We start from the raw sequence: 22051 nt of genomic DNA on the forward strand, positions 1-22051 counted from the left end.
CCATAGTTTGGTTTCCTCAATCCTTTGAGTGCAGAATTTAAGCTTAGGCGGAATTTTAGGAAGGTGCAAATTAGTGATGGGTGTCAGCTATTTAAGCTATCAGCTATTTAAGCTATTTAATTCATAGGGAGTCAAAAGTGCTCATACATGGGGCTTTTAGCGCTTGCCACATTACAGCATTGTTTAGGCTTGGAGATCACGTTATTAATATATTTAATAAATGTTTTATATATTGATTTTTTGTTTCTCCGCTGCCAGTATAGCCATTAGTAAGTTTCCGATTTGGAAACTTTAAACAATGATTATCAAGGAAATAAAATGAAACTAAGCCTTAAGAAAAGGAACATGAAAGTACTCAATAAAGACAATAGCCACGTTGTTAAAAATGTCACTTTGCAAATTGCTGGTGGTTATAATCGAGGTTATACAGACTTTTATTTTTGTGGGACAACGCATTGTCCATCTGCGTATCCAGAGTGTGAAACTATGGGGTGTAACGCGTAACCTTGCTCCATAGTTGGCGATTACTCATCAATTCATAGGTTTGTTCTGAATCTCAAACTTATGAATTGTAATTCAGTGCATTCCTATTTTATCAAACACCTTCCAAAGTGCCTTTGCGTGTACTTGCTACAACACAGAAAAATCACGACAAGTAGAGATTGACTCTCTGAGTGCTTTAAATATACGTCACTTTTATATGTTGGGCTTTGTATCGAACACTCTTTTGTAGTATGGCTTTTAACGTTTTACTCTTTTTTGATTGGTATGTTATATTGTATCAATTGCGGGCGAGCATGACAAAGGAGAAAGCGTGAACGTAAAAGTACAGTCGCTTGGAGACAAAGCAGCAATTGGGTTATCTATGTTGTGCTTAGTCCACTGTTTAATATTACCTTTTTTATTACTTGTACTTCCTCCCTTCGCGGGTTTATTAGCGCTCTCTGATGAAGCTTTTCACGAGTGGTTACTAATAGCAGTAATACCTATTAGCGTTTTGGCCCTTGGGTTTGGCTATGTGCGGCATAAGTCAGGTCTTGTTGTGGGCATGGGGTTAGTAGGCTGCACATTCTTGGTGCTAGCAACTATTTTAGGTGAACAACGCGGAGAAACCTTGTTCACAGTGCTTGGCTCTATGCTCATCACCTACGCTCATCTTCGAAACTATGCGCTGCGTCGCAATTTTCACTAAATAAAACCCTATTTGGAGTTACTATGAATAGCCTTATGCCTATAGAGCCGTTGCTTGACGTGGACTCAGTGCATCATCAGCAGTCAGAACATGCAACTGTGTTAACCAAGATTTATGAGTCCAACACCAATATTGTGATTTGGCAACATGCATTATCACCTGCTTTGAAAGCAGAGTTTGGCCACTACTTAGAAACAGCAAAAGAGATAGAATTAGCGCTACAAATTGCGACTAGCAATATCACTTGCGAAGTTAGTGATCCGTTAAAGCAGATGAATTTTAGCGATGCGATGGTGGCGCATATTATTGAAATAGTAGATATGTTTAGCTGTTTATTTGAACTTCGCATAGTTGGTTTACGGTTAAAAATGCTCGAGACTGCAATGTGCCCGAAATTTCATGTTGATAAAGTACCTGTACGACTGGTGACTACACTAGCAGGCGCTGGCAGTGAGTGGCTTAGAAACCAGCATGTATCAAGGGATGGCAACAAACTGACTGTTGTCCCGGAAGCAGACGCAATATCACTAGCCTGTGGGGATGTGGCATTATTAAAAGGCGAGCGTTGGGAAGGCAATGAAGGCCGTGGCTTAGTGCATCGCTCACCAGCAGTAGTAACAGGGGAAAAACGATTGCTACTGACATTAGATTTTATCGCATAGACTGGATTTATTATGACAACAAAATTAACTGCATTTGTATTTAGCGCTATTTTTAGCCTCTCGCTTTTGGGATGCCAGTCAGAGCCTACAAATATCGGTACTTCCGCGGTAAGTGGCCAAGCAACCGTCGCTCCGCTTAAAATCGCGACTTGGAACATGGAGCATTTAGCATATCCATCGAACACAGGGTGTAGGCCTCGTGATGAGCAGGAGATAAGCGCACTGCGCGATTATGCAAAAGGGCTTAATGCAGATGTTATTGCGCTGCAAGAAGTCGCATCGGTTAAAGCATTAGAGCAGGTCTTTCCAAGTAGTGAGTGGCAATTACTGATTTCAAGTAGAGCTGATAGCGCGACGTACGACTGTAGAGGAAGTGGCAACGTCTCTACACAGCAGAAAACCGCTTTTGCAATTAAAAATAGCCTTGCCTCAAGCAAAGTGGATAACGTGAGCGAACTTAGCGTGGATGTTGAAGGGCTAAGACATGGTCTAGTTGTGACCTTAGATACTCAGTTTGGTGAGCTTTCACTGCTTAATGTCCATCTTAAAAGCGGCTGTTTTGTTGATAACTACTCGACATCGGATAAAAAACCCTGTCGATTGCTGGCAGAGCAATTACCAGTACTCAAGTCCTGGTTGAAGAAACACGCAAATAGCAACACCATTGTGTTGGGCGACTTTAATCATCGTTTAAGCCATGGCGACAATCAATTTTGGCAGCAGTTAACCAAGCACCAAAATAACGCCTCTACACCTTTGATAAATGCAACTAAGACGCTGACAGGTTGTCACCCTCGTTACCCTGTGCCGATTGACCATATATTACTGAGCAACAAACTTGCAAACACGGTAAAATTCGCCCCCAGCGTACACTTTTTTGCGGATATGTCTGAAGAGAAAATGCTCAGCGATCACTGCGCTATTTCGGTGTCAATTAGCGTGCGTTAAGACTGTTGCTAGTTGTACTAAAAGGGAGCGCATATAGCCAACCGCTGCCGTGCAAATATTATCAAGGTCTAATCAACAAAAAAAGCAGCATCTTTAATGGCAACTTTAGTGTTGAAATTAGACCTTATTTGCTTTTGCTAACGGCTTCTGTTGTCGTGATTGGATAAAAGGGTATGAGGCTTATCTAACGGCATAGCAGGGCGACACTACGCCTTTGATCCCTTGGATCCAGTATAAAAAATTACCGAGCCGAGAGAATTAAAACAACATTTAAGTTGTCTTGAAGCGGTCATGCCTGCAATATCATGTTTGGCCTATGATAAAAATATTGTGTATTAGGGCCTGTTGCTAACATAAGCAGCTATTTGACAACCGCACTTAATGAATAACTTAAACGAAAGGAGTGTGCTATGCCATCCGCAAACTTACTTGCCTTGCTCGATGATGTCGCTGCGCTAACAAAATTAGCCGCAACCAAAACCGCTCCGGTGTTAGGAGACGATCTCGCCGTCAACGCAGAGCAACTCTCGGGCGGGATCAAACCAGATCGGGAGCTTGCAGTGGTATGGAAGGTGTTTAAAGGCTCCTTGCTAAACAAGTTTATTTTAGTGCCCGCTGCTTTGGCTTGCAGTTACTTTGCGCCGTTTATGATCCCCATTATGCTAATTTTGGGGGCGCTGTACTTGCTGTTTGAAGGTGGCGAAAAAATTCTCCACGCTATTTTTCACCGTCGGGAACAACAGCAAGAAACCGATGAGTTTGTCAAAGCGCTTGAGGATGAGCGTGTTGACTTAGTCGAGTTTGAAAAAGACAAAATCAAGGGCGCTATCGTTACCGACTTTGTTCTATCGGCGGAAATTATCATTATTGCGCTGGGGGCGATTGCTGATCAGCCTTTTGAAAAGCAAGCAATAGTCCTTTCGTTAATTGGGCTTGCACTGACAATCGGGGTTTACGGAATCGTGGCCCTGATTGTTAAGCTTGATGATATTGGTTTAGCCATGATTAAGGACGCAAGTAAGACTACACTTGCAGCGATAAAACGTGGGGTGGGTAAGGGGCTGCTTTATTTTGCTAACGGTCTGATGAAGTTTTTGTCAGTCGCCGGTGTGCTGGCAATGCTTTTAGTTGGCGTTGATATTTTGGCTCACCAGTTCCACTTACTTGAAGAAATTGTTCACGCTATTGAAAATCTGATCCCTGCATTGAGCTGGCTTTTGAGTATTATCGCCAAGCTTGGGTTGGGTGCAGTGATTGGTGTCATTATTGCGGCGGTGTTAAGTCAGTTGTTGGCAATGTTTAAAAAAGCATAAATATCTATATCGCAAGTAGCCGTATATTTCAGGGCTACTTGCAGAGCCTTTCGATTACCTTCTAATCGGCACTTGCTGGTTGACTGGCTTTTGCGGTGCTTCATTGAGGTTTTGTGGTAATAAACGTTTGGCTTTACGCTGCTCCCGTAGCGTAAATTGCAGCGCTTTTAAAATCCGCGCATCCAATGGCGTTTCGCAAAACGGGCTTAACAGGTTGTTCTCTTCCGTCGGATCTTCACTCAAGTTATAACACTCGTATTCACTGGGAATGAACTGAGTGGTTGTTATTCCGTCTGGGTTGCTGACGCCAATGACATTACTCACAGACGATTGCGTGGTAGGCTCATCGTTACCACCAAGATCAACTAAATTCGGGTCTTGCTCATAGAATCGAGCGTTATCAAAATAACGCACAAACTTCCATTTCGTATCACCGCTGATATCCGGTAGTTGCGTTATTACAGCTTCGATATGGTTCGGTTGGATAATACTATTGTAAGCTTTACCGGTAAGCATATTCGTCATATCACTGCCAACTTCGATGTTGTCATCGGTCATAAAGTAAATGGCTTCTTCTTTGGGCGACGCTTCACCTAAAATGACGTTGGCTAGGTTTCTGCCAACGAGTGGCTGTGCCTCACTGTGATCTTTAGCAAGCTGAGTACGAGTTTGCTCAATATCTATATCCGCTAGACCAAGCAGGGTAGGCAGTAAGTCGATATGTGATGTGGTGATATCAAGCTGCTTAGGTTGATTGAAAAGCACAGGATTAGAAATAATAAACGGCACGTTTAATACTTCTTGATACGCGGTGTACCATTTTTGATGTAGACCGCCGTGAGCACCCAGTAGCTCACCATGATCTGAGGTAAAAATGACAATAGTATTTTCATAAAAAGATGACTGCTTTAATGCGTTAAATACCTGTTCTATATGCTTGTTCACTTCTGCGATAAGGTAGTAATAAAACTGTCGATAGGTTTCATCTGGTGGCTGTGGTAGATACATATGCGGGTACATAAGCTGATAGTCTTTTTGGCATCTAGGCTTGTCCATTAAGCTTTCAGTTTGGCTTGGGGCTGGCGCAACACTTGGAAGGTTACCGGCTTCTTTTTCGGCATAAAAGTTGGAAAACCAATCTTTTTGTCCCATTAATACAATGTCATGAGGGTTTACGAATGAAGAAACCAGTAAAAATGGTGTTTGGTCGCCGTTTTGTGCCTTTTCTTCAAGTTGTTTAAGGGTTTCACAAACTTGATTGGCAAATCCCGGATCTCGAGACGTACCTGAATTGTTCTCTGCAGCGCCATGAGGTTCAGGACCTATCCATTGACTAAAGCCAAACTTATCTAGACGCTCTGCGCGCTCATAGAGAGCTTGTTTTGCTGGGTAAGGCTCTCCAGTTTCAGAGTTACTATACAGCGCTTGCTGACTTCCCGGCACGATAATATCCTCATCGGAGAGGTGCCATTTACCACGATAATAGGTTTGATAACCCGCTTCGCGAAACCAAGAGCCCATGGTTGGCACAGTATTGGGAGTCAGCCAGAACATGTTTTGATCAAATGACGACTTGCCAATTCCTGGAGTTTGGCTCACGCCGTGTAGGGATGGATATTGTCCCGTGTAAATGGATGTTCTACTTGGTGCGCATGCCGTCGCTGCTGCATTATGATTCATGAATTCCATGCCACAGCGGCGCATTTCTGCCATGCACGCACTGTGCTTGAGTCGATACTCTTTTGCTTGTGAATTTTCGTAAGGCGGAGGGAAACGCTCTTCATCTGTGGTAATGATTAGAAAATTCGGTTGTTTGCCATTAATCTTCATTACAATCTCCTTTTAACTTGCACAGGGCAAATGCCCACGGAGAGTGTAGTTGAAGATCCTTAGGTATTTGCGTTTTATGTAATTTAATTGTTTTTTATTTTAAATAATGTGTAAAAACAACATTCTGTATTTTCTCAACGGCGAATAGAAAAAAGGCCTTATCGGCCTTTATATATGCTTTGGTATTTGGTGAGTTACCAATCGCCTGGGTCGCCGCCATCTGAGTCGCTGATCTCTTCGTAAGTACCGCCGGTGTCAATACTCAGCTGTTTAAGAAACTGAAATGTAGGGGTACTAGATACCGACTGAGATGCAGATGAAACATCTAATACATACATCTTATCTTTATTAGCCAGAATATTTTGCACTGTGCCTGTATAGATTGTGGCATTGAATTGCACTGGTGGTAGCTCAAACAGGTATTTAGAGGTTACGCTCGTTTGCCAATTTGAGCCGCCACAGCTAGAGACTGGACTGTCATTTTCGCCGCCATCAGTAGAACCATACACTCTTAGCAGTGCGCCATTAGCGGCTTCCGTTGAGTAATTTGCTCTTAACTCATCAGCGCCATCACACATAGCTTGTGCAAGTGCAGTTAGCCCCGAGCACCCTTCTGGATCTAGTTGATAGAGTGCCATCATTGCCGCATTGAAACCGACAAACCCGTTAGTTAGAGATTGAATTTGACCGCCACTAGCAAACGTTTTCACATTTAACTGTTGGCCATTAATTGTGGCATCTAGAAAGAACTTTGATACTTTTTGCACTGCCTGTTGCTTTGAGAATGAACATCGGCTTTGTCCATCTGGGCGCAACGTGTTCATTGAACTACTGCGGTCTAAAAAAAGCACGCCATAAGATTCAGGCGCAGCGAGCGAATTGAAACTCGACATTGTGGTTGCCAATGCAATGGCAGATACTAAGATTTTCATCATTGTGAACTCCATGTCAAAAGATACCATTTGCATTATCTAATCGGAAAACCTCAAGGCTGCGACAAGATATTGTTCAAATGGTGTAAGAAGTATCTGGCTGTACTGCTGATGCAGATACATGATTTGCGCAAGTAAATAAAATGAACCTAGTTGGTTGCAAATTTGTTGCGCAGCGTAAGGGTAGGGTAGATTCTGATTTTATCCATTACACCACATTACAGCGATAATTTATTTTTAAAACATAATGTTACATTGAATTGTGAAGTAAGTTTCAGTGTTTTCAGTATGTTATGTTTAGCTGCTTGATATTATAGCGGTTGCGATTTAGTTTCTAAAAAATATACAGTAGGATGAAGTAAACTGTATTCAAAAGTACGAAATAATAAAAACAATGACAGGAAGTTTTATGAAGCGATATCTATTTTCTCTTTTAGGTTTAATTGCAATCGTCGCTGCTGGTTGGAAGTTTACCCAGTACCAGTCTCATTACACTTCAGATTATGTTGATGTAGTGTTGTCTTCACAAGTGCTTAATGAAGATCGAAAGGTCTTTATTCGCCTCCCAAAAGGATATGACAAGGCACATAGTTATCCACTCATTATTCGCACCGACGGCAACTTTAATCTCGCGCGGTGGGATGAGGTACTAAGCAGCCTTGCCGAACAAGGTAGGGTAGAAGATGCCATTTTAGTGTCTATTCCCAATCAATTTTGGACTGAGACCCGCAACCGCGACTTAGTACCGCCTTATGCTCGACAAGATGTTGCGATTGAGGCTCGTCCAGAGAGTGACAATGATCCTGCCATTTTTGGTCGTGCAGATCGTTTTTTGCAATTTGTTGAAAGCGAGCTGTTACCCTATTTAGAAGCTAACTACTCAATTAACGACAACCGTGTGTTAAGTGGGTTCTCTGCTGGTGGAAGTTTTGTACTTTATACCATGGTGACTAAACCTGCGCTTTTTGATGGCTACTTTGCTTTTAGTCCTGCTGCGTGGTATGACGACTCGGTTGTCGTAAAAGAATTCGCAAAAAGCCTAGCCAATATTCAAGGCAAACCTAAGTATATTTACCTCTCCATAGGCGGTGCTGAGAATGACATCATTACGGGGTCATTTCGCGGTTTATTAGAGGCACTTGAACAGCATGCGCCTGCCAATGTGCGTTGGGGACACAGCATTAGCGAGGGCGCGGGGCATTCACAAAATCCAGTGGTTTCCGTGCCACTTGCCTTGAGTGAGTATCATCACTTTAGAAAAAATCAGTTAATGTAAGTGTTGCAATGCTTTGATTTCAGAGAGCAAATGTTTTTGTTCACTTTCACTTAGCCCTTCAAGCTTAAGCATGGCTTGGTAGGTCTTTAATAGTGATGGCTTATCTCCTTTTTGCTGATAAGCCATGGCCAATTGCTGCAGTGCATTGAGGGACGCTGAGTTGTGCTGGCTCACAAAGCTGAACAGGTTGATGGCCGCAGTGAAGTTACGTTCGAATAGGGCGCCATACCCGAGCGAAGTCAGTGCGTCGTAGGGGTAAGTCTTGAGTCCGTAAAGCGATTTAGCGATGGCAACATGATTTTCCAGCTGAGTGACACCCGCGGCCGCTACCTTCAAGGATGGCTGATAATGGTTAAAGAGGTGCTGCAGACCATGATAATAGCTTGGGTAGACGACGCTCATATGGGATTCGCCGCTAAAGTGCTGCGCTTTGAAGTCAATTCCATTTGGCTTTCGCCAAGCATCATTAAGACGTTGAAATGGCTGCGTTATGATTGCGCTTTCGTCAGCCATGCTGATGTAGATACACTTGTTGATTAACGCTTTTGCCAGTAAGTCATTTAATAATCGCTCTTTATCCCACCAAAGGCTTGGACTTGCCAACATCACACCATTAAATAAATCGGGTTTTTCAAGTAGCGCATAGGTTGCAAACAGCCCACCGAATGAGTGTCCTGCTAACGCGCGATAGCCTGATGTGCGATAATGCTTGTCTACGTAAGGGATGAGTTCTTTGTCGATAAATTGCAGTAGCATTTCTGCACCGCCCGGATTTTGCTGCCGTGTTGGACCTGCAAAATGTCCCAGTACCGCAAGGCTACCTTTGCGATAAGACGGGGTCAGATCTCGAGTGCGGTGTTCGTTGGTTTCGATGGCAACAATGATAAGTTCCGGTATTTTATGTTGTTGTGCCAAGAAGCGAGCCGCTGAAGCGGTATGTTCAAGATTGCTCTGGCCATCAGTTAGATATAACACTGGATAGCCTGTATTGCCTTGCTCATAGCTTGGTGGCAGGACGATATGAACCGTTCTTTTTTGCGAAAAATAAGCGGACGAAAGCTGCAGTGTCGAGTTCGAATCTACTGATTTATTAGCAATAGCGCTACCAATTGACAGCAACGTAAAAATAGCCACGATAACAATGTGAGTAACTAACCTAGCTTGCATAACCGCTCGTTCCTTGCTTAAAAATCATCACTAATTTAACACGAGTCAAAACGACAAGGAACGAGTTATATAGCAGCGCCTAGGAATTATTTGTGTTGTCTTGAGCCTTCTAAGGTCACTATTACTCCATTCTCATTGGTGTTTGTGTCTTCTTAAGTAATTTAGAAAAGATAGGTTTTAAGCAAAAAAGAGAAAACACTGAAACGATTGCCATCACTAAAATGCCAACTAGTGGAATAGCATAACCAAAGGTAAAACTAGCACCGACCACGTGTCCCAATATGCATTCTGCGCGGTAGATTGGATAAAATAATCCAGCTATCAAAAGTCCTAAGGCTGTATACATGGTGAGGCTTTGATAACCGAACTCCCAAAGGGCTGATTGCAACAAGCTAAAGAGTAACATCACAAAGAATGCGACCAAAAACTCAGTAGGAATAACCACGGGTGCTGTTTTTTTAATGCGCTCTGTGCCAATTGCTTTATGTAGCCGCAGTGCAGTAAGCCAAGCTAATACGGGAATTATGATAATGCCCCATGCGTTATATACTGCTGGAAAATCAGCTCTGTGAAGTAAGTGGTGACTCACTATTCCGCCATTTAAATGTTGCCACATCAGCGTTAGTATCACGAGCAAGATTGCCGATGTAATTAGGCCTTTGTTGATTTTGTTCGCTTTGACTGAAAGCATGTTTCTACTCCTAACTGATTAAACTGTAATTTAACTAAAAAAGACGGCTGAAATGCGTGGCCACCACATCATGACAGCGGCCGCGCAGACACCAATCGCGGTGATCACAAAACCTAGGCTCATCATCACCGTGATTATCCAAACCGGTGCGCTGACGTTGGTTTGGCGTTTTGCCCAAAAGTAGAGCTCTGCGAGTACCATTGGTAGCAGATAGCAGGCAAACGAAATAAATATATCGACAGGGCCATCTAAGGTTGCGGTATTGCCATTGAAGCCTTGATTGACCATGTACCAACCAAACAAATAAAGACGAAACGTCCACACCCCATTAACCAAGAAAAAACTATGTGCGGCATAACGTTGATGTGCGGCGATATTTTTTTGTATGGCAGCGCGCCAAGCAAAAAATATCGCAATGGGAATTAATATACCGTTGAGTGTTATCCCAATGGCACCAACATCGCTTAGCCTAAGACCGGTTACCCAAGTGAGATATAACCCTGTGAGTGCGCCCGAAATACCGAGAATAAAAAATACGCGTCCGTTGTAGCGATGAAAGCGTGGAAAGCGTTTTCGCACCGCAGGAATAAGCTGTAATAAACCGTTGGTGGCCAAAATCACAGCGGGTAAAACATGACTAAAAAACACCTTGGCATCTTTTGTGTGTCCACTCGCCGGTGAAACCGCTGCACTTTGCTCTGTGAGTCCCACGATAAGCGGGATGGCATATAGGCCTAAGATATAAACAGCAAACATCCATTGCCCGAGCAGTGCGACACACACCCAGCTCTTTGCGGCACCATTCAATACGCTAAAGGGACTAAAGAAAACCCCTGTTGTTTTGGTCAGATTGAGGGAAGACAAAATACTTATCCTTATAAATCAATAAACTTGGTATATAAAATGACAAGGTTTTGCTATCTCGTCGCTTTGATTTTGAAAATCAAAGCAAAGAAAGTAGGCCGAATTTTAAAAATGCTGGTGTTAAGTTTACTTACAAAGTTAATTTGAATGCTTTTGGTGTGGCTGTTAGAGTTTCTGCGTCTATCAATATTCCTTCAATCGCCATGACTATTGAAAACTATTACCTACTTTTGCTTAGCCTATGTTGCACTTTGGTTGTTGCTCAGCTTTTTGTAAAAGAGAAAAAAGCAGCACATTTACTCTTTGCTTTGGTGTGCGGCTCAATAGCTTTGGCCACCACCAAAAAGCTGACGCAGGACTCCTTAAATGGATATCAGTATTTAATTGGCATGGGCGCTTGTGTGACCTGTAATGGGTTTTGGTTGCTTGCAAGGGCATTATTTAGAGAAAAACATGCCATTTTAAAAAGGCATATTGTGTTTGCAATCGCCATTGCTGCCTTAGTCGTGTGGCGGCAAGGCTATTTGTTTATCGATAGTCAATTACACATGGCTGCTAGCGGATTAGTTGAGTGGCTTAACATTGCGGCGTATGAGCTTACTTTGTTGTTGTCATCTAGTGTACTCATGCTGGCATTTTGGGAAGGGTGCCGAGGGTTCTCGCAGTCTCAAGGGCAGGAAAAAGCACAAAGGGTGCTATTCTTATCCGCTTATTTTATTTGCGTCGCAGGCACCAAATTAGTCGAAAATCGCTTTGCCGATAATCGTGAGGTTCAAGAATGGGCAGTGACAAGCGCAGCTATCCTCATCATATTGACGGCGCAAGTGTTACTGTATTGGCGATTTTCATCTCAACGTACAATTACATCTGTTAGGTGCGTTGAATCAAACGAGCCAACACAAACCGAGGATGATATTGCGCTCCAGCAACAGGTGGAACACTTTCTTATCGAGCAAAAAGGTTTCCTCAAAGAAGGGTTAAAAGTCGCTGACTTAGCTCAGCAATTTAATGAACCTGAATACAAGATAAGCCGAGTGATACGACAAAACCTGCAAGCGCGAAATTTCAGCCAATTGGTCAATGAGTTGCGGGTTGAACATGCCAAAGTGCTGTTACAAGACCCCGCTAAACAGCATTGGCCAGTACTTGTCGTTGGACTGGAAAGTGGTTTTGCGTCGGTTGGACCATTTACTAGAGCATTTAAAATCGCTACGGGAACCACGCCAAATCAATTTAGAAAGCAAAATAGCCAAACGCAAGTGCTACGTGAAGCACAAGAGTAAGTGGCGATTAATCTAGCTTAGTCAGTTTGTATTGTAGCTGCTGAATAGGCAGCTCTATCGTCTGTGGGTCAAGCTCAGGCGTAATATCACTGACCGGAAAGACGTTATCTATTTCCACCGCATTCGCGATAGCGTTAGTATCGGCATTGGATAAAAAAGTAAGTTGGGTGTAATCACTGGGCTGTAAGTCATACCGAGCCAGCGTTGCTTTTAAGTCTATGCTGTATTCGTATGCAGCTAACAGGCTACCTGCGTTATCGTTGTATCTGCAGATCCGCCATTGATAGCTACTTTCAATAAACTCCAGCGCCCAAATCCCACCTTTATCTTGGATCATTTGTTGTGGTTGTTGGCAGGGCTGTGGTAGGGGCAGTAAACGGCTATGAGACCAAAGCCCCTCGTGGTTTTGGCACAATAAGTCGCCCTTACCAAGGTCGATAATATGCGGGCTTAGACCATATTGGCAGAACTGGGAGGCGGGAATGAAAAAGGGATCGCTGTGCTTGTTAAACGCGCCAAACGCAATATAGCCCATTAATACCTCAGTGTTGGTCATCCAGCCAAGGTAAACATATTCATCATCTTGCCAGTTTATTGATGCGATTTTCCCCTGTTTAACGGTGTTAGTCAGCGTGAAGTGGTCGCTTTTACCATTAAATGTACAAGTCAAACTGCCTTGTGTAGCGTCGATGTTGCATGATTGCTGAACTTGCTCTTGTGATAGCCGCTTTATTTTAGAATTTGGCGTTTGATGAGTTAGCGCTGAGGTGAACTTAGCCGCAGCAGACAACAGGCCGGTTTGATCTTGTTTAAAACGACATTTAGGCTGTATCTTTGAGGAACTGAGCACGACACTACCATCAAGTACAGCAAGCTCACAGCTATTGGCTATGGTACAAGCCGTGAGCAGCATAACGCCACAAAAGGCAATCCAAGTGTTTTGCAAATCACAATACTCATCAATCATCAGCTACATTCTATAAACATAGCTGATAACACCTTGATTAAGCAATATGTGCAGCAATACCTGATTTTCCCATGGCGACTTCGGCTTTTAGTACTTGGCCGTTGATGTAATCGCCACTATTTTGCTTTCGATAGGGGATTGGCTGTTCACTAAATACGTGTGTTAAGCGCTCTGACCAATTAGCGATTTCATCAGCTATACGTTGATTAGGCTCGCCTTTTGCGTCGAAAATAACATGGTTTTGTAGAACGTCCATACCTGGGAAAAACAAAGTCCCGTGCGTGATCGGAAATAGTAATTCGTCCATTGTGCCGTTTATCCCTAAAGGAGAGTAATCCTTATATCCACCACCTGTGGTTACACAAATTAACGCTCGTTTTCCCTGTAAAACTCCCTCGCCGTAGCGCAATTGGTTCCCTTTGTTTTGATAACCGTAAGCAAAGCCATAGGCATAGACTCTATCGAACCAGCCTTTAAGTATGGCAGGTACGCTGTACCACCAAAGCGGAAAATGAAAAATAACCAAGTCGGCAGCCAGCAATTTTTGCTGCTCTTGAATAACGTCTTCGGTTAGGGTGTTTGAGTGATATGCCTTGCCAGACGCTGCAATAATCGCAAGTGGTGCTTGAGAGTCATCTTGCGGGAAGTCGGTTGCGTCAACCACAGCCTTCCAGTCCATTTGGTATAGATCTGAAGTTTGAACTTGCAAGCCCATGCGCGTTAAGGTTTCGACACTTGTTTTAGCGAGTGTCTGGGTTAAGGAAGTCGGCTCTGGATGTGCCGATACCACTAGTGCGGATTTGGTCATGATAAGTGCTTTGTAACGAATAGGAGTTGTTACTATCTCTGTAATCTTGCTATAAATGAAATTGAATATTTTTACCCTAGGTATAAATTAAATGGATAGCAAAAAGGTGGACTTAAACCTGCTTCAGACTTTGGTGGTGCTACTGGAAGAGTGCAATGTGACCAAAGCGGCAGATAGGCTGAACCTCAGCCAGCCAGCAGTAAGCACTCAGCTAAGTCGGTTGCGCGGGCTATTTGATGATCAGTTATTAGTCCCTATTCATAAAGGCATGCTACCAACTGCCAAAGCGCTTGCTTTGCTGCCGGAACTTCGCGCTGCGATGAAGCTTGTAAGTAACGTGTTAGTAGAGCATCAAGACTTTATCCCTGAAACGGCCAATTTAACCTTTAAAGTGGCATGTACCGACTATTTACAGCTGGTGGTGATGACAGAGGTGATACGGCGTTTAAAAATAGCTGCGCCCAATATCAAGGTCGTGCTTTGCCACTTAACAATAGCAACACTTGCAGCCCAGCTACAACACTCAGAACTCGATTTGGCATTAATGTCGCCGGAATGTGGGCCTGATTCGTTAAGATTTAAAACCTTATATCAAGAGAAGTATGTCTTGATTGGCAGAAAACACCATCCACAGCTAACGCCAGAAATGACAATAGCAGATTATGTAAAGCTTGAGCATATTGTGGTGTCTTTTGAAGGAAATAGCACCTCAACATTCGTTGATTCAATCTTGCAGCAATATGGTGTATCGAGGCAGGTGATGACGTCAGTACCCTCATTTTTATTGGTGCCGGAACTGGTGAGAAATACCGAGTTGGTTGCACTGATTCCGGCTCGTCAGGCATCAAAACTCGAAGCAGATTTTACCCTCGTTGAAAATCCGATACCTGACTGTGCTTTTGACGTCGCTATGGTGTGGCACGAAGTACAGCATCAATATCCTGCACTTCGTTGGTTACGAGCGTTTATCAGTCAGACTATGGCTGAGGTTTGTTAGTTATTTCGTCCAGCTCCTCGGTTGGCTCACTATTTTGCTCATTGTCGTCGAGTTCATCGTCGTTATCGCGAGGCGTGTCTTCGTCAACGACAAGCAGCTGTTCGTGTGCTGTTTTTTCTTCGATACGCGGGTCCATGGTGGCTGCGAGCGGTGAGCTGGTAATATCAGAAGTCGCAGCAACATAGTCGCTAGGCTCTGGTTGCTCAGCTTTTTGTCTGGCGTTGATAAAGTGGAGCAGTAAGAACATGACAACGGTTAGTGCGCTTAACGAAGCATATAGGGCTTGATGACCAAAATGGGACATGATCTGTGCAATAGCGGCCGAGCCAACACAGGCACCTCCGCCAAATGCCACCAACAGTGCAGAAGAAACGCCAACACGGTCTTCATCATCAACGCGGGAGTTTGCTAGTGCCGAAGAAAGTGGATACATGGTAAATGCGAATAACCCAAAGCCAAAAGTCAGCCAGAGACTGTAGCTTGGACTCAGTGGAAGCAAAAATATACAAAGAGAAATCAAACCGATAAAAACAGCGTTACTGCGCAGTAAGATACTTCTGCGAACTCGGTCAGAGATAATGCCCATTGGCCACTGCGCAAGCAAACCTGCAAAAATCGTTACCGACATATACATAGCAATTTCTTCGGCATTAAATCCTGACTGGCTGGCAAAAGTCGGGGCAAGTCCATAAAAACTACCATTAATCACTCCGGCAAAACAGACCGCCGTGAGAGACTGAGGCACTTTTTTGAAGTAGGTAAACAGACTTACTTGAATAGGCTTAAGTGGCTTAGGGTGGATCCGCCTCGTCGTTGAAATAGGGATAATTCCAAAGGATAAGGCAACAACAATTAAAAACAGCGGCGCATAGCCAAGCTCAGGAAAATTAGAAAGCGCAAATTGCCCTGTTACCATACCGAGGTAGGAGGTGAGCATGTAAAAAGAAAATACTCGTCCCCGCTGCTCAGGCGCTGCTTGTTCATTTAGCCAGCTTTCGAGCACCATAAAGTTACACATCATGCCAAGACCCACCACAAGTCGTAGTCCAAGCCAAAGATAGATATTGTCACTCACCCCATGTATTGCTACGCAGGCAGTCACTGCCGCTGTGCTTGCCGCAAACGCGCGAATATGTCCAACTGATTTGATCAGGTGATAGCCTAATTTGGCACCGAGCAACAAACCTAAGTAATAAAACGAGGTAAGCAAGCCAATCCAAAACGTACTGACGCCGTGCTGGCCTAAATAAAGCGCTAAGTAAGTAGTCAGCAGGCCTGTCCCACCGACTAAGAATAGATTTGTTAAATAAAGCGATGGAAAAGATTTCATATCGACCTTGGGACTCATTATGGATTTGCGTGTAACGCTATAATAGTAGGGGACAAATAGTTTATTTCCAAGCAATCTTTGGTGTTTGGCTTAGGTTCTACCTAGTACATTTTTGTTCAGGTTTTCAGCTTGTTGCTGGGGTATCTGATAAGGCGTTGAATAACGAGAGTGAACCTTCTTTAGGGCTAGCATTTAAAAATAACTGTGCTCAAAAACCAAAGTAACGAGTGCATAGGCGGAGAAAATGTATGAGTTAAAGCTCTTTTAACTAATTGAAATAGAAAGTTACTTTTTTATATTTACTCCAATTAACTAGCAGGACGCATAAACTGAGCTAGTGCGGTAGATTCATTGCTCAAGTTTATAAAGGAGTAACAGAATGCGTTTCAATTTTTCGCAGCGAGCAATTTATATTCAGGTCTTTCTAGCATATCTTGGAGCTATTTTAGTACAGCGACTAGGGTGGGAGTTAGCAGGATGGTTTAGTGGATCTCCACATTGGCGTAACTTTACTGAGAATTTACTCGGTGTAGTGTTTGTCATTTTGATTGCTAGATACTTAAAAGTCTGGGAAAAAATATATTGGTTAACCGTAGATGCCAAACAATACTGGTATCTTTTTGTATTGCCACTGGCATACGTATCAATCAATATTTCTCAGTGGTACCCGCATTCGTTTTCGGAAATTGCTATTGGTAGTATCTCAACCCTTTTCACTGGAATTTTAGAAGAGGTGTTATGCCGAGGTATTGTAGTGTACATATTACTTTGCTGTTATGTCAGTGGTGGCGCTCGGCGTCCAGTGTTGAAAGTTGCATTCTTCTCTGCGCTTTCGTTTGGTATAGTTCATTTGGTGAACGTGTTTGAAAAACCGGATTCAATTGGTGTAATAATTGGACAGGTTATTTATGCGACCTTTATTGGTATGGGGTTTGCGGCATGTTACCTAAGAACTAGAAGCTTAATTCCGCTTATTGTTATACATATACTCATTAATTGGTTTAGCTTTATGGGTCATGATCCTACGAAGGCTGAAGCTGCCTCTTTTATTGCCACCGTTCCTGCTATCATTGTGTGTTTTCCGCTGTTTGTTTACGGCGTGATGATCCTTTATAAATCGGAAGAAGCGGTGCTCAAGCGTTGGTTAGTGAATAAGGAAGTAAATTGATAGATTGGAAGACCTTGCCGCTATTTATTGCCAGTATTTTATACATACTACTTGCTGTGCGACTAATGCGATTGAGGTATGCTCAGCTTGATGATGAGCATACCTCGGGTCACCTGATTGGACTGTTTGTTGTTTTGGCTACTTTGTTGGCGGATGAGTTTTTTGTTCAAAACAGACTTTTGACGGAAGGTCAGGGTTATTGGGCGTTACTTATTACCAGCCTAAACCTAGTACTCGGGCCTTTGACCTATTTATATGCATCGGCACTATGTAAACGTTTTAGTTGGAGTAAAGTGGTACTGCACTTAAGTCCGATTATGATGTTTTTCATACTGAGTATTTGCGCTCAAAAGATATATCCAGAATTACAGCAAAATAGGTTGTTTCTCACTTTTTTTAGTTTACTTTTTTTGGGAAGCTTATTGCCATATCTCATGTTTACGTTTGCACTATTGAAGGAATATCTCGACTCTATTAAGGCACACTTCTCAAACGTGCAACGTCATGATGTTAGCTGGTTTAAGTGGTGGCTCTACTTAATTACGGCGATGGCGATTTTAGTCTGTACATCGCCATTTATGCCTCAGCTCTTTTGGCTTGATACACATTGGCTGTTGTTTATTTTTGCTCTGTTACTAAGCACCAAAGTTGATTTTATTGCTCCTTCTGCAATTGCCCCTTTAGATACTCAAGTGACGGTAGAAAAGGAGGCGTTAAAGGGCATTGAGAAGGTATTTACTAAAATAGATAGCGAAGTTAAGAAGCAGAAATTGTATCTGCGCAACGGTTTAACGCTTAACGAGTTAGCCAATACGTGTGTGATGACTACCCACGAAGTGTCTCAAGCGATAAACCTGATCTATCATTCAAACTTTTATGATTATATGAACAACCTTAGGGTAGAAGAGTCAAAGCGTTTATTACTGCGATCACCAGCCCAACAAGTTACAACAATAGCTTATGAATCAGGGTTTAACTCTAAATCTTGTTTCTATAATATTTTTAAGCAGCGAGTGGGTTGCACGCCTACAGAGTACCGTAAAAAGTCGGTATTGAATTAGCTTAAGATGACAGGCTAGTTTGCAAATTTCAAGAGCTGTGCTTGATTGGCATTTCTACATTTTGCCAGCCTGCCGGGCTGAGTGGACTGTTGTAAAAGCCAGCTTGAAAATGAACACTTCCTTGTGTTCATAAACAATAGTGATATTTATGTGGCTTAGTATCAGTCCTGTTCGAGGAATAATACCAATTGAAGTAATACTCCAATACTTAAAATAGCTGGTATAAAAAATCACACAATCAGGGCATCTCACCCTGAGCAGTTGGTATTAATTCCCCTGATTCATCTGCGTTAATTTATCACCAATGGGTTGAGAGAAGTTATAGCCATCGTATTTGTCCCAGTTAATCGACCATGTCATCACGCCACCAAAGTTCGGATAAGTCTTGCTTGGTTGGATAGTGCCACATCCTGTACCTTTGGTTAAACAATCTAAGGCATTGATGATATTGCCGATAGGCGCTTGACCTGAATTTGCCGACTGTGGACCAGAAGGTAGACCGATGGCTACTTGGTCATCCCTAAGTGGTGCAAAGCGGGTGCCATCAGCAAGATCAAATCCCTCAATCAACATTTTTGCATGGGCAACCATCATGTTCACTGAGCCCTCAGGGGCGCTTCCCGGTTCGTATGGGTTAGGTAGGCCGCCATTGTTGTATAGCTGTACGTGAAGTAAATCTAATGTATCGCGTAGCTCGTTTATAAGTGGAATATAAGCGCCCCAAATACCTGAATAGGCAATCATGCCACCATGTACATAGGGATGTTCAGGGGCCATGGTAAGTACCATATTGCCACCAATATTTTGTTCAATTTGCTTTAATGCTCTTGGCAGCCGAGCTTGGATCTGAGAGCCATGCACAAGGTTCGAGCCACTCTCTAAGTCGATATCAAGCCCGTCAAATCCCCATTGTTGAATAATATCGGTGAGGCTACTGACAAATGCCGCTTCATCGGCATCCGTATTGAGGGTAATTGTGCCTTCTGCACCACCAAGGCTTAGCACAAAAACTTTACCTTGCGCTTGTAGTGCCTGCATGTCGGATTTGAATTTTACCGGATCGATAGGCGGGCAGTTAGAGCGAATGTCTTTTTCAAATGGTGTGAAGTGCACTGTACCATTCGAGTTTCTATCATTTTCAGCAAAGGCAATATCTATGATGTCCCAAGCAGTAGACATCTGATCAAGTGGAATAGGGCAACCAGCCGGATTGACAAAGTTATGCCAATAGCCAATCAGTTTGTGCTTTTTACCTATGGGTTTGTCGATGACTTGAACAGTCACGCCGCTACTGGACAGCTGATCATTATTGTCGTTGATGGCCGTGGCATAAAGTGTTTTTGTGCCGATTGAGGCCGGTGCATAACTATATTCGTAGGGTGGCGTTGTGTCTGTATTGAGTAACACGCCATCAGCATAAAACTGTACTTGAGTGATTTGTCCAACAAAAGAGGATGCTTGTGCAATCAATTGAGTGGAATTACCCAAGGTAATTTGGCTGCCGCTAGTGGGGGCAAGTAAATCAACGGCAATCGGTTTATCTGTCACATTCACTGTAATTGTTTGCTCGCTTTGATTACTTTCGTTATCGACGGCAATGGCTTTTAAGCTCACAGGATTGAGGGCTGTCGGTGTCCAGCTGTGACTAAGCGTTTCCTGATTGGCTGTGGCGAGGAGTGTGTTGTCGGCATAGAGTGACAGCGTAGCAATGCTGCCGTCTGTATCTTGAGCTCTGACAGAGATAGTGGTGGGCGTATTGACCAAAACAGTACCGTTATTGGACGGGCGTTCGAACGTTACGGTTGGCGCGATTGCGCAGATCCCTAAATCGCTCCATGCATCGGTCCAATACTGGCCTGCGCCTGGCTCGTATGCCCATTGCGCGTTTGAGCTACACCAACCTGCAATATCACAGCGATATTTATGATTATTATGAGCGACCAGTTCACCAGCCTGGTAATTTTGTCCAGCGCGGTATGATCTAAGGCCTAGGCAGCCACCTCCCACTTTTGTTAGCACATCGATGGCAAGGTTTGCCTCACTTACCAAGCCTTGATTGTCTATCGCTTTTACATTTAGTTGGTTTACGCCAACTTGCTCCGCTTGGAATTGGAACTCAAAAGGAGAGGTTGTTAGGTCCGCGACAAGCTGATTGTTCACGCTAATTTCCACTCTCGCAATAGTACCGTCGCTATCTTCAGCTGTGATGCTGATCCCTACCATATCGCCTTGATAGAACTGCTGACCGCTGGCTGGCGCTACAATGGATACGTTCGGTGGTAAATTTCCTCCGCCCGGTTTTACTGTGATCCGTGCTGATTGCGAACTTCCGGTTAGCCCTTGGGCATCGGTGGCAATTGCACTGATATCGTATTCGCCAAGTACTGCGTTCCAAGTGGTTTGAAATGGCGCGGTAGTGTCCGTAGCGATAACCTGCCCATTTACTAAGAATTCGACATAAGCCAGGTCACCATCGACATCATTGGCATTAGCGGAAAAAACAGCGCTGTCATTTTCGCCCAGCACAGCGCCATTATTTGGGCTGGTGAGTACGACACTCGGCGCTTGACCTGACCCCGTTGCACAAGTCCCCAATGACCGCCAGACATCATAAGGACCGGAGTGGCCTGCTGGATTGTCGTTCTGACTATACCACTTTGCTTCATATGCTTGGTTTTGGGACTGTGTGATATCCCCTTGTCTGTAGACTTGTTGTTCAGACCAAGGGCTTAAATTACTACAGTCGTAGGCGTTTGCTTGGCCTGCGAGGATGAGAGCACCACTCGTCCAAGCCAATCGTAATATAGAAGTTGGTTTCATACTGATCCCTTACATGTTGTTGTGTGTTTTATGAACAAAACCAAATTAGCATATAGGTAAATAATTCGTTAATCAACACTCGAGTTATGAGTAAATCTCATCGCTGCAATAACCTGAGCATCGCAATTTTAATTCGCATATTTCAAATAATCGGCTAGGTTTAGAGGGAATTTAACGGACTTTATAGGATCCATATCATGGCGACTTCTTCAATTCCCTCCGGTTATCATTCACTCACGCCTTACCTCATTGTGGCTGGTGCAGCAAAAGCTATCGAATTTTACCGAGCTGCTTTTGGCGCTAGCGTAAAGCTTCAGTTACCTATGCCAGATGGAGGAATAGCACATGCGGAGCTGCTGATTGGTAACTCTTATGTGATGCTTTCAGATATGTGCCCTGATATGCACTTTAAAGATCCCAGTGAGCTTGGTGGTACGCCCGTTAGCTTGATGTTGTATGTTGACGATGTGGACACTGTGTTTGCGGGGGCAATTGAATTGGGGGCACAGCAAGTCACGCCCGTTTGTGATCAGTTTTATGGTGATAGGGCGGGAACGCTACGAGACCCATTTGGTCATGTCTGGACGATTGGCACGCATAAAGAAGATCTCACAGAAACCGAGTTACTCGCGCGTATGGCTGATTTTATGGATAAGCAACAAGATGCCTAGTTGAGGTAAGCTTATCTCATTAGATTGCAGATTTATTAATTTTTTGTTTGTTTTTGATGGTGCGTTTCTTT

20 protein-coding genes are annotated in these 22051 nt (G+C 43.5%); 11 read left to right on the top strand and 9 right to left on the bottom strand.

The genetic code is table 11. The features are described from left to right. Window positions 1–318 precede the first annotated feature (318 nt). The 5 genes from MHN32_RS15110 to MHN32_RS15130 all read left to right on the top strand — a co-directional run bounded on the left by MHN32_RS15110 (window position 319) and on the right by MHN32_RS15130 (window position 4115). Entirely contained in the window at window positions 319–504 is a 186-nt protein-coding gene (locus tag MHN32_RS15110; RefSeq protein ID WP_029215937.1) for a hypothetical protein, read from the top strand. Between the two features lie 310 nt (window positions 505–814). Then, window positions 815–1192, top strand: a complete 378-nt coding sequence (locus MHN32_RS15115) for a MerC domain-containing protein (RefSeq protein ID WP_235368740.1) — start codon at window positions 815–817, stop codon at window positions 1190–1192. A gap of 23 nt (window positions 1193–1215) precedes the next feature. After that, a complete protein-coding gene (locus tag MHN32_RS15120; RefSeq protein WP_235368739.1) occupies window positions 1216–1854 on the top strand; it encodes a DUF1826 domain-containing protein in 639 nt (212 codons plus the stop codon). Between the two features lie 12 nt (window positions 1855–1866). Then, window positions 1867–2802, top strand: a complete 936-nt coding sequence (locus MHN32_RS15125; protein WP_235368738.1) for an endonuclease/exonuclease/phosphatase family protein — start codon at window positions 1867–1869, stop codon at window positions 2800–2802. Window positions 2803–3212: 410 nt separating this feature from the next. Then, on the top strand, window positions 3213–4115 hold the full coding sequence (locus MHN32_RS15130; RefSeq protein ID WP_174170766.1) for a DUF808 family protein: 903 nt from the start codon (window positions 3213–3215) through the stop codon (window positions 4113–4115). Between the two features lie 54 nt (window positions 4116–4169). Here the strand turns inward: MHN32_RS15130 and MHN32_RS15135 are convergent, their stop codons facing one another. Beyond that, on the bottom strand, window positions 4170–5945 hold the full coding sequence (locus MHN32_RS15135) for a sulfatase-like hydrolase/transferase (protein WP_235368737.1): 1776 nt from the start codon (window positions 5943–5945) through the stop codon (window positions 4170–4172). Window positions 5946–6139: 194 nt separating this feature from the next. Further along, on the bottom strand, window positions 6140–6880 hold the full coding sequence (locus tag MHN32_RS15140; protein WP_239422237.1) for a VWA domain-containing protein: 741 nt from the start codon (window positions 6878–6880) through the stop codon (window positions 6140–6142). Between the two features lie 406 nt (window positions 6881–7286). Here MHN32_RS15140 and MHN32_RS15145 point away from each other — a divergent pair, with 406 nt between their 5' ends. Then, window positions 7287–8153, top strand: coding sequence for an alpha/beta hydrolase-fold protein (locus MHN32_RS15145; RefSeq protein ID WP_235368735.1), 867 nt, complete (start codon window positions 7287–7289; stop codon window positions 8151–8153). Here the strand turns inward: MHN32_RS15145 and MHN32_RS15150 are convergent. The 3 genes from MHN32_RS15150 to MHN32_RS15160 form a co-directional block, all read right to left on the bottom strand. Further along, on the bottom strand, window positions 8145–9320 hold the full coding sequence (locus MHN32_RS15150; protein WP_235368734.1) for an alpha/beta hydrolase-fold protein: 1176 nt from the start codon (window positions 9318–9320) through the stop codon (window positions 8145–8147). The two genes, MHN32_RS15145 and MHN32_RS15150, sit on opposite strands and share 9 nt — an antisense overlap. A gap of 121 nt (window positions 9321–9441) precedes the next feature. After that, window positions 9442–10011, bottom strand: a complete 570-nt coding sequence (locus tag MHN32_RS15155) for a hypothetical protein (RefSeq protein WP_239422238.1) — start codon at window positions 10009–10011, stop codon at window positions 9442–9444. A 30-nt stretch (window positions 10012–10041) separates the two neighbouring features. Next, window positions 10042–10875 carry a DUF2306 domain-containing protein gene (locus MHN32_RS15160; protein WP_235368733.1) on the bottom strand — a complete coding sequence of 278 codons (834 nt, stop codon included), beginning with the start codon at window positions 10873–10875 and terminating at the stop codon, window positions 10042–10044. Between the two features lie 50 nt (window positions 10876–10925). Here MHN32_RS15160 and MHN32_RS15165 point away from each other — a divergent pair, with 50 nt between their 5' ends. Beyond that, complete coding sequence (locus MHN32_RS15165) at window positions 10926–12158, top strand: AraC family transcriptional regulator (RefSeq protein WP_239422239.1); 1233 nt, start codon at window positions 10926–10928, stop codon at window positions 12156–12158. A 7-nt stretch (window positions 12159–12165) separates the two neighbouring features. Here the strand turns inward: MHN32_RS15165 and MHN32_RS15170 are convergent, their stop codons facing one another. Next, window positions 12166–13125 (bottom strand): hypothetical protein, encoded by a 960-nt coding sequence (locus tag MHN32_RS15170; RefSeq protein ID WP_239422240.1) that lies wholly within the window; start codon window positions 13123–13125, stop codon window positions 12166–12168. Between the two features lie 37 nt (window positions 13126–13162). Beyond that, on the bottom strand, window positions 13163–13933 hold the full coding sequence (locus MHN32_RS15175; protein ID WP_010607837.1) for an NAD(P)H-dependent oxidoreductase: 771 nt from the start codon (window positions 13931–13933) through the stop codon (window positions 13163–13165). Between the two features lie 91 nt (window positions 13934–14024). Here MHN32_RS15175 and MHN32_RS15180 point away from each other — a divergent pair, with 91 nt between their 5' ends. Beyond that, a complete protein-coding gene (locus MHN32_RS15180) occupies window positions 14025–14930 on the top strand; it encodes a LysR family transcriptional regulator (protein ID WP_235368729.1) in 906 nt (301 codons plus the stop codon). Here the strand turns inward: MHN32_RS15180 and MHN32_RS15185 are convergent. After that, the gene (locus MHN32_RS15185) at window positions 14911–16260 is read right to left on the bottom strand and encodes an MFS transporter (protein ID WP_010607839.1); all 1350 of its coding nucleotides are present in this window, start codon (window positions 16258–16260) and stop codon (window positions 14911–14913) included. The genes MHN32_RS15180 and MHN32_RS15185 overlap by 20 nt on opposite strands. A 379-nt stretch (window positions 16261–16639) precedes the next feature. On the opposite strand from MHN32_RS15185, the gene MHN32_RS15190 reads away from it, so the two are divergent. Further along, window positions 16640–17428: a CPBP family intramembrane glutamic endopeptidase gene (locus tag MHN32_RS15190; protein ID WP_239422241.1), complete on the top strand. Its 789-nt coding sequence runs from the start codon at window positions 16640–16642 to the stop codon at window positions 17426–17428. After that, the gene (locus MHN32_RS15195; RefSeq protein ID WP_239422242.1) at window positions 17425–18489 is read left to right on the top strand and encodes a helix-turn-helix domain-containing protein; all 1065 of its coding nucleotides are present in this window, start codon (window positions 17425–17427) and stop codon (window positions 18487–18489) included. The genes MHN32_RS15190 and MHN32_RS15195 overlap by 4 nt, the downstream gene beginning before the upstream one ends. A gap of 267 nt (window positions 18490–18756) precedes the next feature. Here the strand turns inward: MHN32_RS15195 and MHN32_RS15200 are convergent, their stop codons facing one another. Further along, window positions 18757–21309 carry an Ig-like domain-containing protein gene (locus MHN32_RS15200; protein ID WP_239422243.1) on the bottom strand — a complete coding sequence of 851 codons (2553 nt, stop codon included), beginning with the start codon at window positions 21307–21309 and terminating at the stop codon, window positions 18757–18759. 197 nt (window positions 21310–21506) lie between these two features. On the opposite strand from MHN32_RS15200, the gene MHN32_RS15205 reads away from it, so the two are divergent. After that, on the top strand, window positions 21507–21980 hold the full coding sequence (locus MHN32_RS15205) for a VOC family protein (RefSeq protein WP_239422244.1): 474 nt from the start codon (window positions 21507–21509) through the stop codon (window positions 21978–21980). Window positions 21981–22051 lie beyond the last annotated feature (71 nt).

Origin of the sequence: Pseudoalteromonas sp. Of11M-6, assembly GCF_022347905.1 — a bacterium.
Lineage (GTDB): Bacteria > Pseudomonadota > Gammaproteobacteria > Enterobacterales > Alteromonadaceae > Pseudoalteromonas.